Source organism: Nocardia sp. NPDC004168, assembly GCF_040610355.1.
In the GTDB taxonomy this organism is placed as follows: Bacteria; Actinomycetota; Actinomycetes; order Mycobacteriales; family Mycobacteriaceae; genus Nocardia; species Nocardia sichangensis.
The window spans coordinates 82,143-104,256 of the sequence record NZ_JBEXME010000005.1 but is presented as its reverse complement, the minus strand read 5'-3'; the positions used below and the strand labels follow the sequence as shown (position 1 = coordinate 104,256).

22 protein-coding genes and 1 pseudogene are annotated in these 22,114 nt (G+C 67.8%); 9 read left to right on the top strand and 14 right to left on the bottom strand.

Annotated features, from left to right (window positions below; genetic code table 11):
* Positions 1-61 precede the first annotated feature (61 nt).
* Genes ABZW96_RS12280 through ABZW96_RS12270 form a run of 3 tightly spaced genes read left to right on the top strand, consistent with a single transcriptional unit; the run spans position 62 to position 2,283 of the window.
* Positions 62-1,138 (top strand): aldehyde reductase, encoded by a 1,077-nt coding sequence (locus ABZW96_RS12280; protein WP_355073942.1) that lies wholly within the window; start codon positions 62-64, stop codon positions 1,136-1,138.
* Between the two features lie 11 nt (positions 1,139-1,149).
* A complete protein-coding gene (locus ABZW96_RS12275) occupies positions 1,150-1,350 on the top strand; it encodes a hypothetical protein (RefSeq protein WP_355073941.1) in 201 nt (66 codons plus the stop codon).
* Positions 1,351-1,398: 48 nt separating this feature from the next.
* Complete coding sequence (locus ABZW96_RS12270; RefSeq protein ID WP_355073940.1) at positions 1,399-2,283, top strand: LLM class F420-dependent oxidoreductase; 885 nt, start codon at positions 1,399-1,401, stop codon at positions 2,281-2,283.
* Between the two features lie 15 nt (positions 2,284-2,298).
* On the opposite strand, the gene ABZW96_RS12265 is transcribed toward ABZW96_RS12270, so the two are convergent.
* The 4 genes and pseudogenes from ABZW96_RS12265 to ABZW96_RS12250 form a co-directional block, all read right to left on the bottom strand.
* On the bottom strand, positions 2,299-2,703 hold the full coding sequence (locus tag ABZW96_RS12265) for a hypothetical protein (RefSeq protein ID WP_355073938.1): 405 nt from the start codon (positions 2,701-2,703) through the stop codon (positions 2,299-2,301).
* Positions 2,700-2,822, bottom strand: coding sequence for a hypothetical protein (locus tag ABZW96_RS12260; RefSeq protein WP_355073936.1), 123 nt, complete (start codon positions 2,820-2,822; stop codon positions 2,700-2,702). Before ABZW96_RS12260 ends, ABZW96_RS12265 begins: the two co-directional genes overlap by 4 nt.
* Positions 2,823-2,861: 39 nt before the next feature.
* A complete protein-coding gene (locus tag ABZW96_RS12255) occupies positions 2,862-3,437 on the bottom strand; it encodes a methyltransferase domain-containing protein (RefSeq protein ID WP_355073934.1) in 576 nt (191 codons plus the stop codon).
* Between the two features lie 21 nt (positions 3,438-3,458).
* A pseudogene (locus ABZW96_RS12250) lies at positions 3,459-3,923 on the bottom strand (transcriptional regulator); the annotation flags it as partial.
* Between the two features lie 281 nt (positions 3,924-4,204).
* Between ABZW96_RS12250 and ABZW96_RS12245 the strand changes: the two are divergent.
* Complete coding sequence (locus tag ABZW96_RS12245) at positions 4,205-4,615, top strand: ester cyclase (protein ID WP_355073932.1); 411 nt, start codon at positions 4,205-4,207, stop codon at positions 4,613-4,615.
* A 283-nt stretch (positions 4,616-4,898) separates the two neighbouring features.
* On the opposite strand, the gene fabG is transcribed toward ABZW96_RS12245, so the two are convergent.
* The 5 genes from fabG to ABZW96_RS12220 form a co-directional block, all read right to left on the bottom strand.
* Positions 4,899-5,651: a 3-oxoacyl-ACP reductase FabG gene (fabG, locus tag ABZW96_RS12240; RefSeq protein WP_355073931.1), complete on the bottom strand. Its 753-nt coding sequence runs from the start codon at positions 5,649-5,651 to the stop codon at positions 4,899-4,901.
* A 14-nt stretch (positions 5,652-5,665) separates the two neighbouring features.
* The gene (locus ABZW96_RS12235) at positions 5,666-6,814 is read right to left on the bottom strand and encodes an acyl-CoA dehydrogenase family protein (protein WP_355073929.1); all 1,149 of its coding nucleotides are present in this window, start codon (positions 6,812-6,814) and stop codon (positions 5,666-5,668) included.
* Between the two features lie 180 nt (positions 6,815-6,994).
* Positions 6,995-7,612: an HAD hydrolase-like protein gene (locus ABZW96_RS12230; RefSeq protein WP_355073927.1), complete on the bottom strand. Its 618-nt coding sequence runs from the start codon at positions 7,610-7,612 to the stop codon at positions 6,995-6,997.
* Between the two features lie 218 nt (positions 7,613-7,830).
* Positions 7,831-9,252, bottom strand: coding sequence for an amino acid permease (locus ABZW96_RS12225; RefSeq protein ID WP_355073926.1), 1,422 nt, complete (start codon positions 9,250-9,252; stop codon positions 7,831-7,833).
* A gap of 99 nt (positions 9,253-9,351) precedes the next feature.
* The gene (locus ABZW96_RS12220; protein ID WP_355073924.1) at positions 9,352-10,497 is read right to left on the bottom strand and encodes an LLM class flavin-dependent oxidoreductase; all 1,146 of its coding nucleotides are present in this window, start codon (positions 10,495-10,497) and stop codon (positions 9,352-9,354) included.
* Between the two features lie 327 nt (positions 10,498-10,824).
* On the opposite strand from ABZW96_RS12220, the gene ABZW96_RS12215 reads away from it, so the two are divergent.
* Both ABZW96_RS12215 and ABZW96_RS12210 read left to right on the top strand, forming a co-directional pair.
* Positions 10,825-12,330, top strand: coding sequence for an NAD(P)/FAD-dependent oxidoreductase (locus ABZW96_RS12215; RefSeq protein ID WP_355073922.1), 1,506 nt, complete (start codon positions 10,825-10,827; stop codon positions 12,328-12,330).
* Between the two features lie 47 nt (positions 12,331-12,377).
* Positions 12,378-13,514 carry an ABC transporter substrate-binding protein gene (locus tag ABZW96_RS12210; RefSeq protein WP_355073921.1) on the top strand — a complete coding sequence of 379 codons (1,137 nt, stop codon included), beginning with the start codon at positions 12,378-12,380 and terminating at the stop codon, positions 13,512-13,514.
* Positions 13,515-13,589: 75 nt separating this feature from the next.
* On the opposite strand, the gene ABZW96_RS12205 is transcribed toward ABZW96_RS12210, so the two are convergent.
* Together ABZW96_RS12205 and ABZW96_RS12200 are read right to left on the bottom strand one after the other, a co-directional pair.
* Positions 13,590-14,822, bottom strand: a complete 1,233-nt coding sequence (locus ABZW96_RS12205; protein ID WP_355073919.1) for an MFS transporter — start codon at positions 14,820-14,822, stop codon at positions 13,590-13,592.
* A gap of 158 nt (positions 14,823-14,980) precedes the next feature.
* Positions 14,981-15,637, bottom strand: a complete 657-nt coding sequence (locus ABZW96_RS12200; protein ID WP_355073917.1) for a hypothetical protein — start codon at positions 15,635-15,637, stop codon at positions 14,981-14,983.
* Between the two features lie 18 nt (positions 15,638-15,655).
* Here ABZW96_RS12200 and ABZW96_RS12195 point away from each other — a divergent pair, with 18 nt between their 5' ends.
* Complete coding sequence (locus ABZW96_RS12195; protein ID WP_355073915.1) at positions 15,656-15,910, top strand: hypothetical protein; 255 nt, start codon at positions 15,656-15,658, stop codon at positions 15,908-15,910.
* A 25-nt stretch (positions 15,911-15,935) separates the two neighbouring features.
* Here ABZW96_RS12195 and ABZW96_RS12190 read toward each other — a convergent pair whose 3' ends face one another.
* Positions 15,936-18,731 carry a LuxR C-terminal-related transcriptional regulator gene (locus ABZW96_RS12190; protein ID WP_355073914.1) on the bottom strand — a complete coding sequence of 932 codons (2,796 nt, stop codon included), beginning with the start codon at positions 18,729-18,731 and terminating at the stop codon, positions 15,936-15,938.
* A 217-nt stretch (positions 18,732-18,948) separates the two neighbouring features.
* On the opposite strand from ABZW96_RS12190, the gene ABZW96_RS12185 reads away from it, so the two are divergent.
* Together ABZW96_RS12185 and ABZW96_RS12180 are read left to right on the top strand one after the other, a co-directional pair.
* A complete protein-coding gene (locus tag ABZW96_RS12185; RefSeq protein ID WP_355073912.1) occupies positions 18,949-19,305 on the top strand; it encodes a VOC family protein in 357 nt (118 codons plus the stop codon).
* A 53-nt stretch (positions 19,306-19,358) separates the two neighbouring features.
* Positions 19,359-19,832 (top strand): DUF1801 domain-containing protein, encoded by a 474-nt coding sequence (locus tag ABZW96_RS12180; RefSeq protein WP_355073910.1) that lies wholly within the window; start codon positions 19,359-19,361, stop codon positions 19,830-19,832.
* 11 nt (positions 19,833-19,843) lie between these two features.
* Here the strand turns inward: ABZW96_RS12180 and ABZW96_RS12175 are convergent, their stop codons facing one another.
* Both ABZW96_RS12175 and ABZW96_RS12170 read right to left on the bottom strand, forming a co-directional pair.
* A complete protein-coding gene (locus tag ABZW96_RS12175) occupies positions 19,844-21,109 on the bottom strand; it encodes a dihydrolipoamide acetyltransferase family protein (RefSeq protein ID WP_355073909.1) in 1,266 nt (421 codons plus the stop codon).
* Between the two features lie 17 nt (positions 21,110-21,126).
* Complete coding sequence (locus ABZW96_RS12170; RefSeq protein ID WP_355073907.1) at positions 21,127-22,110, bottom strand: alpha-ketoacid dehydrogenase subunit beta; 984 nt, start codon at positions 22,108-22,110, stop codon at positions 21,127-21,129.
* Positions 22,111-22,114 lie beyond the last annotated feature (4 nt).

The window sequence follows — 22,114 nt, the reverse complement described above, 5'->3', positions numbered from 1 at the left end:
AGATTATCTGAGCGGCGCTCAGATGAGTGCGGCGCAGCCACTTCACGAGACGGATGAAGAAATGAGCACACGGGTATCGGTCACCGGCGCAACGGGTTTCGTCGCCGGTCACGTCATCGCCGAATTGCTGGAGCATGGCTACGCCGTGCGCGCGACGGTTCGCGACCTCGCCGACACCGGCAAACGGGCACACCTGGTCGAGCTGGCCCGGCGAACCGGGGGCGAACTGGAGTTCGCGCAAGCCGACCTGAACGGCGACGACGGCTGGGCAGCCGCCGTCGCGGGTAGCGCCGCGGTGCTGCACGTCGCCTCCCCGTTCCCCACCACCCCGCCCGACGACGAGCGAGAACTCATCGACACGGCGGTCGAAGGAACGCTGCGCGTGCTGCGCGCCTGCGCCGCCGCGGGCACCGTTCGCCGGGTGGTGCTCACCTCCTCGATCGCGGCGATCGTCGCCGGGCACACCGAGGACGTTCTGCGCACCGAGGCCGACTGGACGGTGGTCGAGCGCAGCCCGGCCTATCAGAAGAGCAAGACGCTGGCCGAGCGGGCGGCCTGGGATTTCGTCGCACGGCTTCCGGCGGGCGAGCGATTCGAACTGGTCGTCGTCAACCCAGGAATGGTGCTGGGGCCGGTGCTGTCCACCACGACGAGCACCTCGCACGAGCCCATACGGAGACTGCTCGCCGGGGACGTGCCCGGCACGCCCCGCGTCGGCTGGGCGCCGGTCGACGTGCGCGATCTCGCCGTGGCGCATCGGCTCGCGCTGGAAACGCCAGAAGCCGCAGGCAACCGCTATATCTGCGCGGGCGAGCACCTGTGGATGGGGGAAATGGCGCGCATCCTCACCGAGGAATTCGGGCCGCGCGGATTCCGGGTGCCGACCAGACAGTTGCCGAATTGGCTGGTGCGCGGCGTAGCGATCTTCGACAAAGGCGTCCGGCTGACCCTGCCGGCCCTGGGGCGCACCGAGTCGCTCAGCGCCGAGAAAGCCCGGCGCGAACTCGGCTGGACCATGCGCCCGGTCCGGGAAACCGTGCTGGACACCGCCGAAAGCTTGCTGCAGCACGGGATCGTCGAACCACCGCGAGGCAAGTCCACCTCCCGGGCGGTCGCGCCGCGCGCCGTACGCGTCTGAGGGGGGCGGGCATGCTGATCGCGACGTTGATCATCACCACGGTCGCCATGACGCGGCGCTGGTTCGCCCGTCGATCCCCGCGCGCGAACACCGCGGCGCGCAGCGCTCCCGGCCCGGTCCGTCGGGCGCTGCGCAGGCCGGTACCGGTGGTCGCCGCTGTCGTCGCGCTGCTCGGCATCGTGGTGGCCGCGGGTGCGCTCGCCCAGTGCTGAATCGGCCCCGAAGTACGGCGGTCCGGCCCGGTTCGCTAGACAGGACACGTGACTGCGCAGCGCCCCTTCCGGTTCGGTGTCAACATGGTGGTCCCCGAGTCCAGGTCGAATTGGATCGAAAAGTGCCGTCGAGCAGAGGAACTCGGCTTCGACGTGGTGGGTGTCGCCGACCATCTCGGCCTGCCCGCGCCGTTCCCCGCGATGATCCTGGCCGCCGAGGCGACCGAGCGGGTGCGGTTGAACACCTTCGTGCTCAACACCGCGTTCTACAACCCCGTCCTGCTGGCCCGCGACGTGGCCGGTGCCGACCAGTTCACCGACGGGCGGGTCGAACTCGGGCTCGGCGCTGGCTACGTGCAGGCGGAATTCGAGGCAGCGGGCATCCCCTTCGAAAGCGGGAGCAAGCGCGTCGAGCACCTGGAACAGACGGTGGTCACATTGCGCGGCCTGTTCGCCGATCCGGAGTATCAGCCGCAACCCGCACAGCCGTCGGGACCGCCCGTGCTCATCGGCGGATGGGGTGATCGCTTGCTCGCCGTCGCCGCGCGGCACGCCGACATCATCGCCTTCACGGGCGCGGCGGCCGCGCGCAATGGCGGGCCACTGCAGATGGCCGGGCTCGACGAGATCGAGGAGCGCGTCGCCTATGTGCGGGATCTGCTCGGTCCGCGGCTGGACAAGGTCGAGTTCAACATCCTCGTGCAGCGGGTGGTGCCGCCCGAGGAGCGCGCGAGCGTGCTGGAGGTCTTCGGTCCGGCGCTGCCGCCCGACGTCGCCGACTCCCCGGAGGAACATCCGATCCTGCTCATGGGCACTCCCGAGGAGATGGCCGACCGCCTGCGCGATCGGCGCGATCGCTACGGCATCACCTACATCACCGTCCTCGAGGACAGCATGGAGAAGTTCGCCCCGGTCATCGCGTTGCTGCGCTGATCCGCCGGACGCGAGTCACGGCAGCGGATCGATGATGACGCGCGGATCGATCTGCCTGAGCCGTCTCGGGCGGCTGGTCAGGCAGGGCCAAGTGCGGGCGACCGCCTCGCGGGTGACATGGCCCGCGGCGACGAGGGCGTCGGCGGGGGCCGCGCCGCCGAGTGGTGTGAGCGGCGGGCTCACGGTGCGGTCGAACGACGGGACGACGGTGTGCGGCAGGCCGACCAGCACGGCCAGGAGGTCGAGCCGATCGGCCGGAATGTGCGTGCGCGCCGCCGCGAGAACGGTGCTCGGAACGACGATGGTGTTTCCCGCGTCGACCGTCGCCCAGACGACCGCTTGGGCGTAGCTGGCGCGGTTGGCGAACGCGACGACGGCGGCGGCGTCGAAGACGACTCCGCCGAGTGCGCGGGTGGTCACGCCGCGCCTGCGTGCCGTACGTCCACCTCCTCGCCGGGTAGTAGCGGCGGCGTCGGCACGGCGTGGTCGGGCAGCGTGCGGATGGCCTTTCGCGGTCTGTGCTCCCGAAGCGGCGGCATGCCCACGACTCTAGCCGGGTGCGTCCTCGCGATGGACGATCACGCGGGTTTGTGCCACAGCAGTGTGTAGCGCCACATGAGCCGCCGCCGCATGCGCGCTCCGGGCAGGAGTTCCGCTGCGGCGGAGCGGATCTCGGCGTATCCGTCCACGGGGTCGCGCGTTCGCGCACTCGGCCAGGAGACGCGGTGCGCGAGGTCCATCGCCCGGGTGAGCGGCACCAGCGGGAAGTAGTGGAAGTCCGTGCGCGGCGTCATCTTCCACAACCCGACCACGGCGAGCACGCCGCCGGGCGCGACCAGGTCGCGCAGTGCCGTGAGCCCCGCCCGCAGCGAAACATGATGCAGCGTGGCCACGGTGGTGACGACATCGAAAGAGCCCGCGTAGTCGAGGAAGTCGGCCTGTTCGAGCGACACGCCCGTCGTGGCGGGGGCTGCGGCGATGATGTCCGAGTCGACGTCGATCCCGGTGACCGCCAGCCCGCGTCCGGCCAGTTTGCCCGCCAGCAGCCCGTCCCCGCAGCCGATGTCGAGGGCGGTGCGCGCGGAGAGTGGCACCTGCTTCAACAGCCAGGAGTGGTAGCGGGTGTTGTGATTCCAGTAGGGATCGTCGCGCACGCTGTCATCGTAAGGCGGTGGCTAGCCGTTGGGCTCCGTCACCGTGAACCGCTGGGCACCGGTCACCCGGAGCAACTCCAGGGCCGACGCTTCCCGGCTGCCGGGCGCCGCCGAATAGACGACGACGGCTTGGTCGGTGTCCGGCACGAGCAGGGTGTCGCAGTCCAGCCGCAACGAGCCCAGGTCCGGGTGATCGATCGTCTTGGTCGCGCTGCGCCACTGCCCCGACCGCCGCGCGTTCCACAGTTGCTCGAATCATGAACTGCGGGAGCGCAGTTCGGAGACCAGGCGTAGGAGGCCGGGATCGTCGGGGTAGCGCACGCGGGCGCTGCGCGGGTTGGCGACCGAGAACGCCGCGGCATTGTCGGTCTCGGCGGGTGTCATCATCACCCGTCCGGATTCGGTGCCGAGGAAACGCTGCCAGATGATATTGCGCTGGGTGGGCGGCCACACGGAGAAATCGCCGAGCAGCGCGGTCACCATCGGATTCCGTTGAAGGTCATGCGTTTCGCAATCCGCACATCAGTCTCTCATCTCATGGTCCAAGGTAGAGACGTTCACACGGCAGGCGCGCGCAGCCGCTGGTGTCGCCGAGGTCAACGGTAGTGGCGTCGGCATAATGCCGCGCCTGGTGCTCGTGCACGAAGATCAACGCGGCGGTCAGGCACGCGGCAAAGTCGCATCGGGCACCGTCCAGGAACTAGCTGCTGAAGTACTAATATGTTTGCGAAGGTACGTGAGTCGACCACATGAGGCGGTGAGAATGCATGCTTACAAAGCGCGACGAACACCGATCCCGGTACCTGTCTTATCTCGAGCGCTGTAATGAGCACGATTTTGACGGAATGGCGACATTTTATACACCAACCATCAAGGTCAATGACGTCCCTATGGATCCAGTCGCCGTTACGACGCAATTCTCACATCTCTTCGCCGCATTTCCCGACTGGCATTGGGATATGCGGAACCTCCTTGTAGACGGCGACTATATAGCGTTGCACTTCACTGTAACCGGCACCCACAGGGGGGCTTTCCGTGGAATTGAGGCAACCGGTCGTCGGGTGACTATTTCCGAGCTCACTCTTTATCGCCTCGAAGACGGCAAGTTCGCCGAAGTCTGGGACCAGGCCGATATGGACGCGTTGATGAAGCAAATCGGGCAGGGCGAACACCGTTGACGACCTCCGTTGACGAAGCTGGATAGCTGACATCGCCGAGCGCGTCTGGTTCCGCACACGATGCGGCACGATGGATGGCCTCGGCGGAGAAAACAATTCAGCCCCGTTGCACAGGGCGTCCCGGTAATTCGTGCAGCTGGCGCCGCTCCCGCCGGACGGACCCACCGGCGGTTTCTTCGACCGCACCGGGCCGGTCCGTTGGTGAGCCGACGATGGGACGGGCTATCGACGCGAAGTCCAGAAGGTGCGGGCCGAAGGGTGCCTCGGTCAGGGCTCGAGCAGGTCAGCGGGCGCCTCCGTTGACATACAGCGTCTGGCCGCTGACGTAGCTCGCCTCGTCGCTGGCGAGGAACGCGATGACCGCCGCGACTTCGTCGGGCTGTCCCACCCTGCCCAGCGGCGTACGGTCCGCGGCGGCTTTCTGATGGTCTTCGGCCGTCACACCGACCCGGTTCGCGGTGGCGGCGGTCATGGCGGTGGCGATATAGCCGGGCGCCACCGCGTTCACCGTGATGTTGTAGGGCCCGAGTTCGAGAGCGAGCGTCGCGGTCAGTCCCTGGATGCCTGCCTTGGCGGCGGCGTAGTTGGCCTGGCCGCGATTGCCGAGCGCCGACCGGCTCGACAGCGACACGATCCGGCCGTATCGCTGGGCCACCATGAACGTCTGCGCTATCTGCGCACAGTGGTAGGCGCCGGTCAGATTGACCGCGAGCACCGCGTTCCAGTCTTCCTCGGTCAGGCGGAAGAACAGGTCGTCGCGCGTGATCCCCGCGTTGTTCACCAAGATCTGCGGACTGCCCAGATCGGTTGCGACACGGTCGAATACGTTCTGCACCGACGCGCGGTCGGTGACGTCGCAGACGTAACCGCGCGCCACGCCGCCCGCCGCGGTGATCCGCGCGGCGGTCTCGCCGGGCTCTTCGCGGTCGAGTACGGCCACGGCGGCGCCCTCGGCGGCGAGGCGCAGCGCGGTGGCCGCGCCGATGCCCTGAGCCGCGCCGGTGACAACGGCGACCCGGTCGGTGAAGCGGTGCATCGGATGTACTCCTGTCAGAACGCGGCGACGCCGGTCAGTGCGCGGCCGATGAGCAGTTTCTGGATCTGGCTCGTGCCCTCGTAGAGGGTCATCACCTTGGCGTCGCGCAGATACTTGCCGACGGGGAACTCGTCGATGTACCCGTAGCCGCCGAACACCTGCACCGCGCGATCGGCCGCACGGACCGCGGCCTCGGAAGCGAACAGCTTCGCCTTGGAGGACGCCAGGGCGAATTCCTCGCCGCGGTCGACGAGATCGGCGACCCGCCACACCAGCAGCCGCGCCGCGTCGACGTCCAGCGCGATGTCGGCGAGCAGCTCCTGCACCAGCTGGTGGGCCGCGATCGGCTTGCCGAACTGTTCCCGCTGGGTGGCGTAGCCGACGGCGGCGTCCAAGCACGCCTGCGCCAGCCCGACGCAACCGGCCGCGACCGACATGCGGCCCTTGGCCAGCGCCGCCATCGCCACGGTGAAGCCTTTGCCCTCGGCGTGCAGGCGGGCGCTGTCGGGGACGCGCACCCCGTCGAGCACGAGTTCGGCGGTGGCCTGTCCGCGCAGCCCGAGCTTGCCGTGGATCTCCCGCGCGGTGAAGCCGGGAGATTCGGTCGGGACCAGGAACGCGCTGATGCCCCGATGCCCTTCGCCGCCGGTACGCGCGAACACCAGCGCCACATCGGCCCACGTGCCGTTGGTGATGAACATCTTCGTGCCCGACAGCACCCAGTCCGAGCCGTCGCGCACCGCGCGGGTGCGCAACTGGGCGGCGTCGGATCCGGTACCTGGCTCGGTGAGCGCGAAACAGCCGAGCGCCTCGCCTGCGACCAGCCGCGTGAGCCAAGCCTGCTTCTGTTCCTCGGTGCCGAAGTGGTGAATCGACTTGGCGACCAAGCCGAGCGACACCGAGACGATGCCGCGCACGGAGGAGTCGCCGCGCCCTAATTCCTCCAGGACCAGGCAGTACGTGAGGTGGTCGCCCGCGCTGCCGCCGTACTGCTCGGGGATGGTGAGCCCGAGGAAGCCCAGTTCGCCGAGCCGGGCGACGATCGACCGGTCCACCTGTTCGTCGCGATCCCACCGGGTGGCGTGCGGCGCGATCTCCCGGTCGACGAAATCGGCCGCCAGCTGTCGCGCCGCCGTCTGCTCGCCGGACAGTTCGAGGTTCATGCGCGGTAGGCTAGCGAAGAAAAAACTTGCACCGCAAGTTTTCGGCGTGGAGCGTTCGCGGAAGACTGGGTCGGCCGTCGTTTGACCCGCGAATGCGTCGTGCCGCTATCGGCCCGTCGCACATGGCCGTGGTGACCGGGCGAGCGGCCCCGAAGGGGAGGAGCCGTGATCGGAGGTGGGTTAAGCGGTGACCGCTCCGAATTCCGTCGCGAGCCAGGCGGGGAACTCGGTGAGGTCGGCAAGCACCACGTCCGCGCCCGCCGCGCGCAGTTCGTCGGCCGAGCACGGCCCGGTGCTGACGCCGACCGCGAAGACGTCCGCGGCGCGCGCGCCGTTCATGTCGCCGACGTGGTCGCCGACGAACAGATTCGCACCCTGTTCGCGCAGCGTCGCCGCCTTGCCTGCCGACCAGAGGTCGCCCGCGAGATGATCGACGCGCCAACCGAGTTCGGCGAGGTGCAGCTGCGCGAGCGGGGCGTGCTTGCCGGTGACGACGACCACTCGTCCGTCACGTGCCTCGACGGCCGCCAGCGCGGCTTGCGCGCCGGGCATGGGGGGAATGCTCGACACGATCGTCGGATAGAGCGCGCGGTAGCGGGTCACCAGGGCCGGAACGAGATCCTCGGGTGCGCCCGCTTCGACGAGCAAGGTGGCCAGCGGCGGGCCGAGCCGATCGGCGAAGGTCGTCCCGTTCAGCGGCAGATCGAATTCGATGCCGAGCAGGTCGATGGCCCGCGCGACGCCCGGCCGCGAGTCGATCAGCGTCATGTCGAGGTCGAAGCCCACGGTCCAGGTCATCTGACCGACCCTAATCGCCCATGCCGCGGCGTGCCGGTCCGGATGTTGTGATTCACAACTCGGCCGCGCGAGTGGTGGGATCGCCCGGAGCGTGTCGCCTGGTGGCGGTGCCCGTCGTGATCCACGTGGAACCGCCGATGCACTCGATGCCGGATAAAAGATTGTGCCGCAGAATGTTTCGGCAGCGAGTGCAAATCGGCGTCAGGTGTATCGCCGAGTCAGGATCCCGTCGGCGGGGCGGCGTCCAGCCGCGGTTCGGCGAGGGTGGAGCGCTTGCGTCCGTATCCGAGGTAGACCGCGATGCCGACCAGCACCCACACGCCGAACCGCACCCAGGTCAGCGCATCCAGCGTGGTCGCAAGCAGCAGGCACCCGATCAGCGCGAGCACCGGAACCACGGGCACCAGTGGGGTGCGGAACGGGCGTTCGCGCTCGGGCTCCACCCGGCGCAGCACCAGCACGCCCACGCACACCACCGCGAACGCCGACAGCGCGCCGATGTTCACCAGTTCCACCACGATGTCGATCGGCAGCAGTCCCGCGATGACCGCGCCGAGCGCTCCCAGCAGCAACGTCAGCCGCACCGGAGTGGCACGTTTGCCGGTGGCCGCGAGGGAGTAGGGCAGCAGCCGGTCGCGGCACATCGCGAACATCAACCGCACCTGCGCGTACACGATCAGCAGCAAACCCTTGGTGAGCGCGATGATCGAGGCGATCACGATGACGTCGCCGATCCAGCCGATGCGCACCGCGCCGAACGCGGCGGCGATCGGTGCGCTGTTGTTCAGCGTCACGAACGGCACCATGCCGGTGAGCACGGCGCTGACCAGCGCGTAGAGCACGGTGGCGATGAGCACCGTGCCGATGATGGCGAAGGGTACGTCGCGCCGAGGGTTGCGCGCCTCCTCCGCCGACGCGGCGACCACGTCGAAACCGAGGAAGGCGAAGAACGCGATCGCGGCGCCGCCGATGATCCCACCGAGCCCGAACGGCGCGAACGGGGTCCAGTTGTCCACGCTCACGTGCGGGGTGCCGACGGCGATCACCAGCACCAGCACACCGATGGTCACCAGGACCAGCGCCTTGGTGATGCGGGCGGTGAACGTCACCTCACCCACCAGCACCGCGACGACGGCGGCGACGATCAGTACGGCGGGCAGGTTCACCACGCCGCCTTCTCCTGGCCCCGCGACGAGTGCGTGCGGGACGGTGATGCCGAACAGTGAATCGAGCGCGGACACCGTGGTCGCGGACCAGCCGATCGCCACCGCGGCGCCCGCGATGACGAACTCCAGCAGCAGGTTCCAGCCGACCAGGAACGCCGGTGCTTCGCCGAGGGTCGCGTAGGTATAGGTGTAGGCGCTGCCGGAGACCGGCACCATCGCCGCGAGTTCGCTGTAGCACAGCGCCACCAGCACGCACACCGTTCCGGCCAAGGCGAACGACAGCATGATGGCGGGCCCGGCCTTCTCCGCTGCCGCCACGCCGGTGATGACGAAGATCCCCGCGCCGACGATGGTGCCGACGCCCATGGCGGTGAGATCGAGCCGACCGAGCCTGCGCGCCAGCGTGGGCGCGCCCGCTTCGGTCGCGGTGTCGGGCAGGCGGCGGCGCCATCGCCGGGCTGATGCGGTGGTCATGACTCCCTCAGGAACGGTCCGTCGGTCGCGGCCGGTGTGCCGGACAGATAGACCATTCTCGCCGCGTAGCAGCGCGTGGGAATAACTGGGGTGTTGCGCTCAGCTGCCGGATGACGTCGCGAAGGGCGTGGCGGCGGCGATGTGCTCGGTGCGGTTGGGATGCCGCCACAGGCCTTTGCGCTCCAGGATCGGCAGCACGCCTTCGCCGAACCAGTACGCCTCTTCCAAGTGCGGATAGCCGGAGAGGATGAAGTGGGTGATGCCCAGGCGCGCGTATTCGGCCAGCCGTTCGGCGACTTCGGCATGCGAGCCGACCAGTGCGGTGCCCGCGCCGCCGCGGACCAGGCCGACGCCCGCCCAGAGATTGGGCGCGATCTCCAGCCGTTCGGTGCTGCCGCCGTGCAGGTCCAGCATGCGCCGCTGGCCTTCGGATTCACTGCGCGCCAGGTTCGCCTGCACCCGCTCGATGTCGGCGGGGTCGATGCCGGCCAGCAGCCGGTCGGCCTCGGCCCAGGCCTGCTCGGAGGTGTCACGGCTGATCACGTGGATGCGCAGGCCGTAGTCGAGGACGCGTCCGTGGTCCACCGCCAGACGGCGGATCCATTCCAGCTTCCTGCTCACCGCGAGCAGCGGCTCGCCCCAGGTCAGGTAGGTGTCGCTATAGCGGGCCGCGATCGGGCCCGCGGGTTCGGAGGAACCGCCGAAGAACACCGGCGGCACCGGGTCCGGTCGATTGCTCAGCAGTGCCTGCTCGACTCGGATGTGTTCGCCTTCGAACGTCACCGGCTCGGTGGAGGTCCACAGTTCTCGCACCACATGCAGGAATTCGCCGGTGCGTGCGTAGCGCTGGGACTTGTCCAGGAAGTCGCCGTAGGCCTGCTGCTCGTGCGGCTCGCCACCGGTCACCACGTTGAGCAGCAGCCTGCCCCCGGAATGCCGCTGGAAGGTGGCCGCCATCTGTGCCGCGAGCGTCGGGCTGACCAGGCCGGGGCGGAATGCCACCAGGAACTTCAGCGTCTCGGTGGTCTCCACCATCATCGCGGTGGTCAGCCAGGCGTCCTCGCACCACGCGCCGGTGGGGGTGAGCACGGCCTCGAACCCGTTGTCCTCGGCGGCGGCGCCGATCTGGTTCAGATACCGCAGGCTGGCCGGGCGGTCACCGGACATGAAGGTGCCGTGCCCGCCCGCGACCAGTCCGCGGGAATCGCCGTAAGTGGGGAGGAACCAGTGGAACGACAGACTCATGCTGAGCCAACTCCCTTCCGGAGACCGCGGCCGAGCCACCGCGGTGACCAGCGCGCACGCGAAGCGACCCGAACCGGTGTCGCGGTCACAACGACCCCGCGGCACGTCGGGTGGGACAGATCGGGCGGTGCGCCTTGTGGGCGCGCCGCAGTGATCCATGCTGGGCGCTCCGCCGGCTCAGGTCACGATTTGAAACCAGGCCGGTTTTTATTCCGGTCTCGGTACGTGTCACTATTCGTGACTAGACGTAACCACGAATAACACGTAATCTGGCCTCAGCACGCACCCTCAGGTGTGCGAGGCGGACCGGACGAAACGAGTACCTCAATGACGCGGCATGTCGACGTATTGATCATCGGCGCTGGGCTGTCCGGAATCGGCATGGCCTGCCATCTCACCAAAGAGCAGACGGGACGCAGTTACGCGATCCTGGAACGCAGGACCGCCATCGGCGGCACCTGGGATCTGTTCCGTTACCCCGGCATCCGCTCCGATTCCGACATGTACACCTTCGGCTACGGCTTCCGCCCGTGGAACGGCACCAAGGTCCTCGCAGACGGCCCGCACATCCGCCACTACATCGAGGAGACGGCGGCCGAGTACGGCGTCACCGAGCACATCCGGTTCGGCCGCAAGGTCACCACGGCCCGCTGGTCGAGCGAGACGGCCACCTGGACGGTCGAGGCGCTCGACGAGCAGACCGGCGAGACCGAGATCCACACCAGCGACTTCCTGGTCGGCTGCACCGGCTACTACGACTACGACAACGGCTACCGTCCGCAGTTCCCCGGTGAGGAGAACTTCGGTGGGCGCATCGTGCATCCCCAGCACTGGCCGGAAGACCTCGACTACGCAGGCAAGAGAGTGGTGGTGATCGGCTCCGGCGCCACCGCGATCACTCTGATCCCGGCCATGAGCGACGCGGCGGCGCACGTCACCATGCTGCAACGCTCGCCGACGTACATCACCGCGCTGCCCGCCGACGACCCGGTCGCGGTGGGGATGAAAGCCGCCAAGGTGCCGGAGAAGCTGGCCTACCGGATCGGCCGGGCCCGCAATATCGCCTTGCAGCGCGCGAGCTTCCAACTCTCCCGCACCAACCCGGAGGCGGCGAAGAAGCTCCTGCTGGCCGCCGTGCGCATGCAGGTCGGCCCCGGCATCGACATGCGCCATTTCACGCCGAACTACAACCCGTGGGACCAGCGGCTGTGCGTGGTTCCCAACGGTGACCTGTTCAAGGTGTTGCGCAGCGGCAAGGCCTCCATCGTCACCGACCGCATCGAGACCTTCACCGAGACCGGCATCCGCTTGGCCTCCGGCGAGGAACTGCCCGCCGATCTGGTCATCAGCGCCACCGGCCTGAGCGTGCAGATGCTGGGCGGCATGACCCTGGAGATCGACGGCGAGCCGGTGGTGACCCGGGACCGGGTGGTCTACAAGGGGGCCATGCTCGACAGCGTGCCGAACGCGATGATGGTGCTCGGCTACACCAACGCGTCCTGGACGTTGAAAGCGGACCTGGCGGCCGAGTACTTCTGCCGGGTGCTCAACCACATGAGGAAGAACGGTTTCACCCGGGTCGAGGCCGTCGCCACCGAGCGCGACCGAGGCGCCGACTCGGTGATGGGCGGGGCACTGACCTCCGGCTACATCCAGCGCGGCGACGCGGTGATGCCGCGGCAGGGCACCAATGGCCCGTGGCAGGTGATCAACAACTACTTCCGCGATCGCAGGCTGCTGCGCAAGGGCGCGCTCGAAGACGGGGTGCTGACCTTCAGGCGGACCGAGAAGTCGACCGCCACACGGCCGCTGGAAGGTACGCGCAGCGCCTGATCGCGGGGCGTCGCACCGCGGCGGGCACGACGATGTGCCTGCCGCGAGTGCGTGTCGTTTTCGAATCGCACCGAAGACAACCCTGGACACGAAATAGCGCATGCTCAACGATCGCTGCACTGCGACGCGATGGCGCGTCGGCGGATGTATCGAGGGAGAGTATGAGCGTGATAACGCGCAGCAAGTTTCTGATAGGCGCGGTAGTCGCCACAACTCTGGCACTGCTTTCGACCGCATGCGGTGGCGGGGAGGTCCGCACCTCCGGCGGTGTGCCGGTCCTGCGGTATCAAGGCTGGGCCTCGCAAGTTGTCATTCCCGAACTCGCGGAGGATCTGGGCTTCTTCGACGGCAAAGTGAAGCTCGAATGGCAGGGCAATACCATCAGCGGTCCGCAGGACATCCAATCGGCGGCGACCGGTCAGGTCGATTTCGGCGGCGCGTTCGGCGGCGCGGTCGCGAAACTGGCGCAGGGTGGTGCGCCGATCACGGCGGTGGTGAACTACTACGGATCCGATGAGAAGACGTTCACCGGATTCTATGTTCCCGAGAACAGTCCGATCAGAACTCCGAAAGATTTGCTGGACAAGAAGATCGGGGTGAACACCCTGGGTGGTCAGTCCGAGGCGGACATCCACACGGCGCTGAAGAAGGCCGGTTTCAACGAGCAGCAGATCAAATCGGTTCAGCTGGTAGTGCTGCCCCCGCCGAATACCGAGGACGCCGTGCGGCGCGGCCAGGTCGACGTGGCCGCGCTGAGCGGACAATTCCAGCAGCGCGCCATCGCCAATGGCGGCCTTCGTCCGGTCTTCACCGACTACGAGGAGTTCGGCCCCTTCAACGGCGGCCAGTACGTGTTCCGCAACGACTTCATCGCCAAGAACCCCGACAGTGTCCGGGCATTCGTCGACGGGGTCGCCAAGGCGATCGAATGGCTGAAGACGACTCCTCGTGACCAGGTGGTCGCGAAGTTCACCGAAATCATCGAGAAGCGAAAGCGTTCGGGGGAGGACGCCTCGTCGGTGAAGTACTGGCTTTCGGTCGGAGTGCCTGCCGTCAACGGCGTGATCGTCGATGCCGACTTCGTGCGCTGGGAGGATTGGTTGCGGGATACCGGCGCCATCACCGGTTCGTTCGAGCCGTCGAAGTTCTACACCAACAAGTACAACTCGCAGGCTCCGAAGTAAATGCATGCGACGGATCGGGTGTCGTTGCGCGCGAGCCCGATCCGTCTTCCTCATTCGGTCGGCCGAGAACGGTAACTACGGCTGAACTGCGCGATAGCTCGGTTTGGGCCAAGGGATGTACACCGGAATGTATCGCGCCATCACCCCGGCGCCGAGGGCCGACACGCCTCCGATGGCGAGGACCGCCACGGCCAGCGGACCGATCGCCGCCAATCCGCTGATCACCAACGGGCCCACGAAGAAACCGCCGTCGTGGGTGAGCCGCCACGCGGCGAGGAACTCGGCACGGCTTGCGGCGGGCGCGATATCGGCGCCGATGGTCATGATGACACCGTTGCCGATGCCGTTGCCGATTCCCATGACGATCGCAGCGATGCCGAGTGTGAGCGCCGAATCGGTCAGCGGCACCGACAAATACGCGACGGCCAGGATAACCAACGACGGCACGGCGATGAATCTTCTGCCGTACCGGTCCATCAAATGGCCTGCGGGATAGGCGCACAGTACATCGAGGCCCGCCCCGATGCCGAAAATCAGGCTCGCGGTAGCAGCGTCGACGCCGAGATGATCGGCCCAGAGCGGCAGTACGGCTTCCCGTGACGAACGCGCCGCACCCATCAACAACGACCCGGCGCCCAGCGTCAGTAACAGTGCGCGATGTGCTCGCGTGATCTCGACCAGGGACAGCGGCGGTTTCGGTATCGCTCCGGCGGCCGAGGTCTGCGGGTCCGGCAGCCGGGCCATCAGCCATCCGGCGATCGCGATGGCGATCAACTGGACGACGAATCCGCCGCGCGTGCCGAGGCCGGTGATAGCGGCCGCGCCGAGAAACGGTCCGGCGAAGAATCCCAGTCGCATGGCTCCGCCGAATAACGACATCGCCCGCGCTCGGCGTTCGAACGGCACCACTTCCGACAGATAGCTCATTCGAGCCAATCCCCAGACCGCATTGGACAGTCCGACGATTATCAGCCCTGCACCCAGAATCGGCACCGCCGGTGCGAACAAGCACAACAGCACGCCGATCGAACCCGCCGTACTCGCGGCGATGATGGAGATCCGCTCACCGAGCCGGGCGACGACCTGGCCCGCGGGAATGTCACCGAGTATCTGCCCGAGGCCGACCAGGGCGACGGTCAGACCAGCGACGGCGGCCGACGCGCCCAGGTCGAGCGCCGTGAGTGCCATGACGGGCGCCGCGGCTCCCATGCCGATCCCGTACGCCGCCGCGGGTACGTAAACGGTGAACAACAATGGCCGAAGTGAGGGAAGTTCGACCGACGATCCGTCCTGCCGGTAGGTGGTCATGCGACAACTCGAATATGCGCCGGTAAGTAATGCGCCCTGCACAGATAGGATGATGGGACCATATGGCCCCACGGTACGGATGTTCTTATCCGCTCCATATTGTGAAAATCGAGGTGATTTTTACTTCGGGACCGCCGGGTCCCTCTCTCGTGTTCGCGTCAGGAATCCGTGCGAGCCGGTGTCCGTACGGCTATTTCGCCGCTCAATGCGTAGTCGCCGGACAGTTGCAGTCGGTCTCCGCTCCAGAATCGGCCCGGGTCGTACCAGTCGGGGCTGCGGCGCTCGGGCAGCAGCCCCATCGCTTGGTATGTGGCAGCGACGATTTCGGCACAGTACGCGTTCTCCAGCTCGCGGGCGGTCGATCCGCTCGTCTTCCTGCGGGGCAGACGCGCACGACCGCGGAGCCAGCGCCCCGCCAAGCCCGCGGTGGAGGGGAACGGAGTGCCGTCGAGCCGGGCGATGGCGCGCAGCGCGCCGTCCTCCATGGCGCGGGTGGCGGGAGGGTTCAACTGGCGCAACCATGCCTGCTGACCGTAGCGGTGTGCCCAGACCAGAACGGCATCGCGCAGATTGTGCAACTGGGCGCCACGGTGCGCGGTCCCCGACCACATGTCGGTCAGTGATCGTCCGAGCTCCGCGTGCCAGATCAGCGCGGGCAGGTCGTCGATCACGACGGACATCCCGACATGGTTCACCGGACTGTTCGTCGTCATGCGAATCACCCGGTCGGCTGTGGAATGGCCACGGAAAAGCCAGATGTCACCCGTCCTGGTGACCTCGACCGCTCGGTCGAGATCGATGCCCGTCCCCGTCATGGTCGTAGCCTATGCGGTATGAGGTGGTGGAAGGCAGTGGGATTGGCGGGTGTGGCCGGTGTGGTTGCCACCGGTGTCGTGGTGGTGCGCGCCGAGCGCCGCCGCCGTGCCTACACCCCGGACCAAGTGCGCGAACAACTGCACGCGCGATTGGCCCAGGCGGCGTCGGCCGCGGCGGACGTCGAAACCGCTCGTGCGCAGCCGCAACCCGCGCCGAGTCTCAGCGAGCGCGTCCGGCGATTGTTCCGTCGTTGGTCGGGACGCGGGAAGTAAGCGCGAGCCGAGCGCAGACGGCGGTTCACAAAGTGATAGGCGCCATCGGGGCGAGGCCGAGTTCGGCGAACGCGGCCGCGCCGCGTGCGGCGTGCTCGCCACCGGCGAGCACCGCGGTGCGCGCCGACTGGTAACGGCAACCGGCGGCGTCGAACGCGGCCGCCGTGGCGAGCAGCCGCTGCCGGTCACCGGCGTGCAATGCCGCGGCGCGCTCGACGATGGCACCGGCGATGGGGTTTCCGGCGACGATGGTCCTGGCCTCGGCGAGGCGATCGGCGGCATCGGGGGCCTTGGCGAGCACGGCGGCTTCAGCCCGCAGCGCCACATACCAGTGCAGCCAGATCCAGGTGACCCATCTCCATACCTCGCCGGGATCGGCTGCCATCCGTTCCAGCGCCGCGCTGACCTGCCCGCGGTGGAGCATGGCGAGTGCGTCGAAGACCGCGCCATAGCCGTGGATATGCGCTGGTGGCGTGCCGAGTCGGGCTACGACGGCGTCCCATTCGGCCCGAGCGTCATGGTCGCCGCGTAGGTCGTGGATCATCGCCACGCCGGCTACCGCCGGACCGAGGACCGACTTGACGGGGTTGCCGACCCGATGCCACGACTCGAGGAATCGGACGCTGTTGGTGCGTACCTCCTCGACATTGCCCGCCAACGCGTCGGTCACCAGCAGCCAGCTCGTCGCGCGATGTCCGACCTCGGCGAGCAGCGGATGATCCGCGAGCTGCTGGGCCCACCGGCGGGCGCCCAGCAGATCACCCGCGCCGAGTTCGGCCTCGGCGGCCTCGCCGAGCGCGTCGATCAGCTCATGGGTACCGGCCGGGGTATGCGGAGCGGAGTTCAACAACACCATTCGGCTACGCGCAACGGCCGCTGCGGCGAAGGTGTCACCGGCCATGCTGTGCGCCCCGGCGAGTGTGTCGAGCGCAGCGGACTCCGCGAGCGGATCAGCCGTCTGCCTGGCGAGTTCGACGGCACGTTCGGCGCGCGCGACGGTCTCGGACACAAGGTCGGATGAGTGCAGGCCGGTGAGGACATCGGTGAGCGCTCGTCCGGCTTCGGCCAGCGCCACGGCGGCCTGGGCGGCCGGGTCGACACCGGCGAGCTGCCGCGCCTCGGTGATGAGCGCGATGGCTTCCTCTGGTGCCAGGGGCCGGACGAACTTACTCGCGAACCGGTAGCCGTTGGTAGCGGCGGTCGCCAGGTCGCGGGCGGCGCCGGCGGAGTCGCCGGACCTGAGGGCCGCCTCCGCGGCCGCGCGGTGCAGGCGGTGCATATCGTCGCCCCGCATCTGACATCCGGCCGCGGCAGCGGCATGGCGCTGCATCGAGGCGGCGGCGGACGGGTCGTCGGCGAGCGCGGCCGCCTGCTCGTAGCGCATCTGGGACTCACCGATCAGATTTCGGGTGAAGCACAGTCGCGCCAGATGCTGGGCGAACCGGAAGGCATCCGCGCGGTACTCCGGCTGATCGTTCGCCCACGCCATCGCGGCGCGGAAGTCGTCGGCCACCGCGTCGAATCGTGCCCGCCAGTCCGCTTTCACCACCGTCAGCTCGGCGGCCTCGGCCAGGCACCAGCGGAGGTGCCCCGCACGGGTGCCTGCCAGTTCACCGGCCTGCGTGAGCTGCTCCGTCCCGTACTGGCGGATGGTTTCCAGCGCCCGGTATCCGGTCCCACTCGGGTATGCCGTCACCGCGAGCAGGCTCTGCTCGGCGAGTCGGGCCAATCCGTCTGCGACAACGGCTTTCTCGGACGCCGCTACCTGCGCCGCCGCCTCGACGGTGAACGCACCCATGAAGACCGACACCCGGCGCAGGAGCACTCGATCGTCCGGCTCCAGCAAGGCGTGGCTCCAGTCCAGCGCTGCCCGCACCGACCGGTGCCGGTCCTCGGCGCGCGGTCCCCCGGCGAGCATCCTGAGCTGGTCCGACAGTCCGGCTTCGAGACCATCCAGCCCGAGCGTCGTCCAGCGTGCGGCAGCCAACTCGATCGCCAGCGCCACACCATCGAGTCGCTCGCAGAAGGCGGCGACCTGGTCGCGAAGGGCGTGATTCGGCGGCCAGCCGCCGGCCGCCGCGCGGTCCATGAACAGCCGGACCGCATCCGAGTCGCCATCGCCGGCCAAGGACATCGGCGCGACCGTGTACACCCGCTCGAACGGCACCATCAGCCGGGCCCGGCTGGTCGCCAGCACCGTCAATCGCGGACATGTCGCGAGCAGTCGTTCGATGAACGGCGCCACCCCGTCGCGCACATGCTCGCAGTTGTCCAGCACCAGTAAGGCGTGCCGGTCGGCCAGCGCGGTGAGCACAGACTCGTCCATGCCACGGCCGGGCTGCTCGCCGAGGCCGAGCGCGAGGGCGACCGTACCGGCGATCACGCCGGTGTCCGCGCTGGTGACCGGCACCAGGTCGACGAACCACACCCCGTCGGTGTACGCAGCGGCCATCTCCGCCGCGACGGCCAGCGCAAGCCGGGTCTTGCCCACTCCGCCGGGACCGACCGCGGTCACCTGCCGGTATTCGCCGATCATCGCGGTCAGTTCCGCGCGCTCCCGGCCGCGGCCGATGAAGGAAGTCAGCGGCCTCGGTAGGACCGGCGCCGGGTGCGGCCGGTCGTCGCGTACCGAAGCGGACGCGCGCTGGGCCAGTGCCCGCCGATCGGGCACCTCCAGCTTGCGCAGGAGTGAGGAGACGTGGCTTTCCACGGTGCGCACGGAGATGAACAGCTTCGCCCCGATCTCGGCGTTACTGAGATGTTCCCCCACCAGCGCCAGTACCTCGGCTTCCCGAGCCGAGATCTCCACCGTCGCCACCATGGCACCGATTCTGCCGTATCCCTTCGCCCTCATACTTCTCGGTCTGTTCCCCGGTTGCGGGTTGCTGCCGTAGTCGATCGGTGGCCCGATCAGTGGACGGTTCCGTGGTCGCCACGGATGTGGGTCGGACTCGCCGGGAGAGATGCTGTGAGCACGCCCGGTTCGCCCGACAGAACGGCACACCGGGACAAAGTGACCGACGAGTTCAGGAGTGATCATGACCAGCTCTCCCACCCAGGGAATCAAGACCGTGCTGCATCCCGTGTCCGACCTGGCGGCAGCCAAGGCGCTGTTCACCGCTTTGCTCGGCACGCCGCCGCAGACCGACTCGCCTTACTACGTCGGCTTCGAGGCCGAGGGCCAGCACATCGGGCTGGTGCCGAATGGCGGTCCGCAGGGAATGACCGCACCGGTGGCCTACTGGCACGTGCCGGACATCGAGGCGAAGCTGGCGGAAGTGACCGCCGCGGGCGCCACTGTGGCGGAGTCCGCCCACGATGTCGGCGGCGGCCGCCTGGTGGCCACCGTCACCGACGTCGACGGCCACGTCCTCGGGCTGATCCAGGACCGATGAGCGCCCGAACCACCATCGAAATCACCCCTGTCCGAGACGAAGGAGACACACTCATGACCGCGCAGAAGTCCGCCACCCGCACCAACGCCAAGACCAAGACCGCGGTGGGATTCACCGACGAGGAACGCGCCGCGATGAAGGAGCACGCCCAAGAGTTGAAGACGGCCGCGCGCCGCGGCTCGCGCGCGACGAAGGCGGACGGAGAGAAGGACGTGCTCGATAAGATCGCCGGAATGGCCGAATCCGATCGCGTCATGGCCGAGCGGGTGCACGCCGTCGTCCGAGCCAGCGCTCCGGATCTGTCGCCGAAACTGTGGTACGGCATGCCCGCCTACGCCAAGGACGGCAAGGTCGTGTGCTTCTTCCAGAGCGCGGAAAAATTCAAATCGCGCTACGCGACTCTCGGTTTCAGCGATATCGCCACCCTCGACGACGGCGCTATGTGGCCGACGTACTTCGCGCTGACGAAGGTGTCCGCCGCCGAGGAGGCGAGGATCGGCGAACTGGTGCGGAAGGCGGTGGGCTGAGCGCCGAAGCGTCAGGTCACGATGCGGAGTGGATGTTCCAGCAGGTCCTTCAGTTGTTGCAGGAACTGTGCGGCCACGGCTCCGTCGATGGCGCGGTGGTCGGCGGACATGGTGACCCGCAGAATCTTGCGGGTCACCACTTCACCGTCGTCCAGACGCAGTTCGTCCGTGGCCGCGCCGACGGCCAGGATGGCGGCCTCCGGTGGGTTGATGACGGCGGTGAAGTGCTCGATGCCGAACATACCGAGGTTGGAGATGGTGAAAGTGCCGCCGCTCATCTCGTCGGTGCGCAGCTTGCGTTCGCGGGCGCGTTCGGCTTTGTCCCTACTCTCGGCGGCTATCTCGGACACGCTCTTGCGATCGGCGTCGCGCAGCACAGGAACGAGAAGGCCCGCGGGCGTCGCTACCGCCATACCGAGGTTGATGCCACGGTGCCGCAACAATTTGTCGCCCGCGAAGGAGACATTGACCGAGGGGTTTTTCCGCAGCGTCACGGCGACGGCCTTGAGCAGCAGATCGTTGACGCTGACCTTCACACCTGTCTGCGCCAGCGTGGCGTTGACCTGTGCGCGGAAGTCGAAGAGGTCGGTCACATCGACCGCGTTGGTCAGATAGATGTGCGGAGCTTGTTGTTTGCTCTCGGTGAGCCGCGTGGCCGAGACACGCTGGATGGTGGTCAGCGGAATTTCCTCGTAGTCGCCTGCGGCCGGAGCGGAAACCTCGCTCGGGGGAGCGAGGACGACCTTCCGCGGCGGATCGAGTTCGGCTGCACGATGGGCGGATTCGACATCCTGCCGGATGATGCGCCCACCGGGGCCGGTGCCGACGACGGTGGTGATGTCGACGCCGAGTTCGTCGGCGATCTTGCGCGCCAGCGGCGACGTCCTCTTTCGCTGCACCGTTGCGCGGGATTCGACGGTGGGTTCGGTCACCGTGACAGCCGGAACCGGGCGAGTGTCCGGCTCCGCACCGTGTCCGGCAGGAGCTTGCTCCTCGGCGGGGGCGGGCGTACCCCCGTTCGGGCCGCTCGCGGTAGTTCCGCTGCCGTCGCCGATGACGCCGATGGGTGTTCCGATCGGCACCCGCGCGCCCTCACCGGCGAGGATTTGCTCGAGCACGCCGCTGTCGTACGCCTCGAGCTCCATGAGAGCTTTGTCGGTTTCGATCTCGGCGAGGATTTCGCCTTGTTCGACCGGATCGCCCACCTGCTTGAGCCAGGAGACGACGACGCCTTCCTCCATGGTGTCGGAGAGGCGGGGCATGGTGATTTCGGGCATGAATGTCCTCTGGTCTTTCAGCGTCGCTTGCCCACTGCCGCAAGGGTTTCCACTGCGGCGGTGTGCAGCGAATCGGCCGACGGCAGGGCGAGTCGTTCGAGCGGCTTGGCATAGGGCAGCGGCACCTCGGCCATGGCCACCCGGCGAACCGGGGCGTCGAGGTAGTCGAAGGCGCCGTCGGAGATGGAGGCCGCGACCTCTGCGCCGATGCCGTAGGTGAGCCAGTCGTCTTCGCCGATGACGGCGCAGCCGGTCTTACGGACGGACTCGATCAGGGTGGCGCGGTCCAGCGGACGAAGGCTGCGCAGGTCGATGACCTCTGCCGAGAAACCGTCGGCGGCGAGTCGTTCGGCGACCTCGGAGCAGATCGTCGCCATTCGCGAGTACCCGATCAGCGTGATGTCGGAGCCGGTTCTCGTGACCGCGGCCTTGCCGATCTGGACACTCGGAAGATCTTCCGGCACTTCGCCTTTGGTGTTGTACAGCGACAGGTTCTCCAGGAACAACACTGGATCGTCGTCTTCGATGGCGGCTTTCAGCAGCGCACGCGCGTCGGCCGGAGTGCTCGGCGCGACCACCTTCAAGCCCGGCACGAAGGCGTAGTACAACTCCACGTTCTGCGAATGCGTCGCGCCCAGTTGCTGCCCGCCGCCGCCCGGGGTGCGGATGACCATGGGCACGCTGGTCTGGCCGCCGAACATGCCGTAGATCTTCGCGGCGTGGTTGACGATCTGATCCAGCGCCAGCAGTGAGAAATTGATCGTCATGATCTCGACGACCGGGCGCAGTCCGAGCATGGCGGCGCCGATGGCGGCGCCGACGAAACCCTCCTCGGCGATGGGAGTGTCGCGCACCCGCCTCTCACCGAATTCGGCCAGCAGTCCCGCGGTGATCTTGTAGGAGCCTTCGAAGATGCCGATCTCCTCCCCGATGAGGAAGACATCGTCGTCGCGCCGCATCTCCTCGCGGAGGGTCTCGCGCAGCGCTTCACGATAGGTCATGACA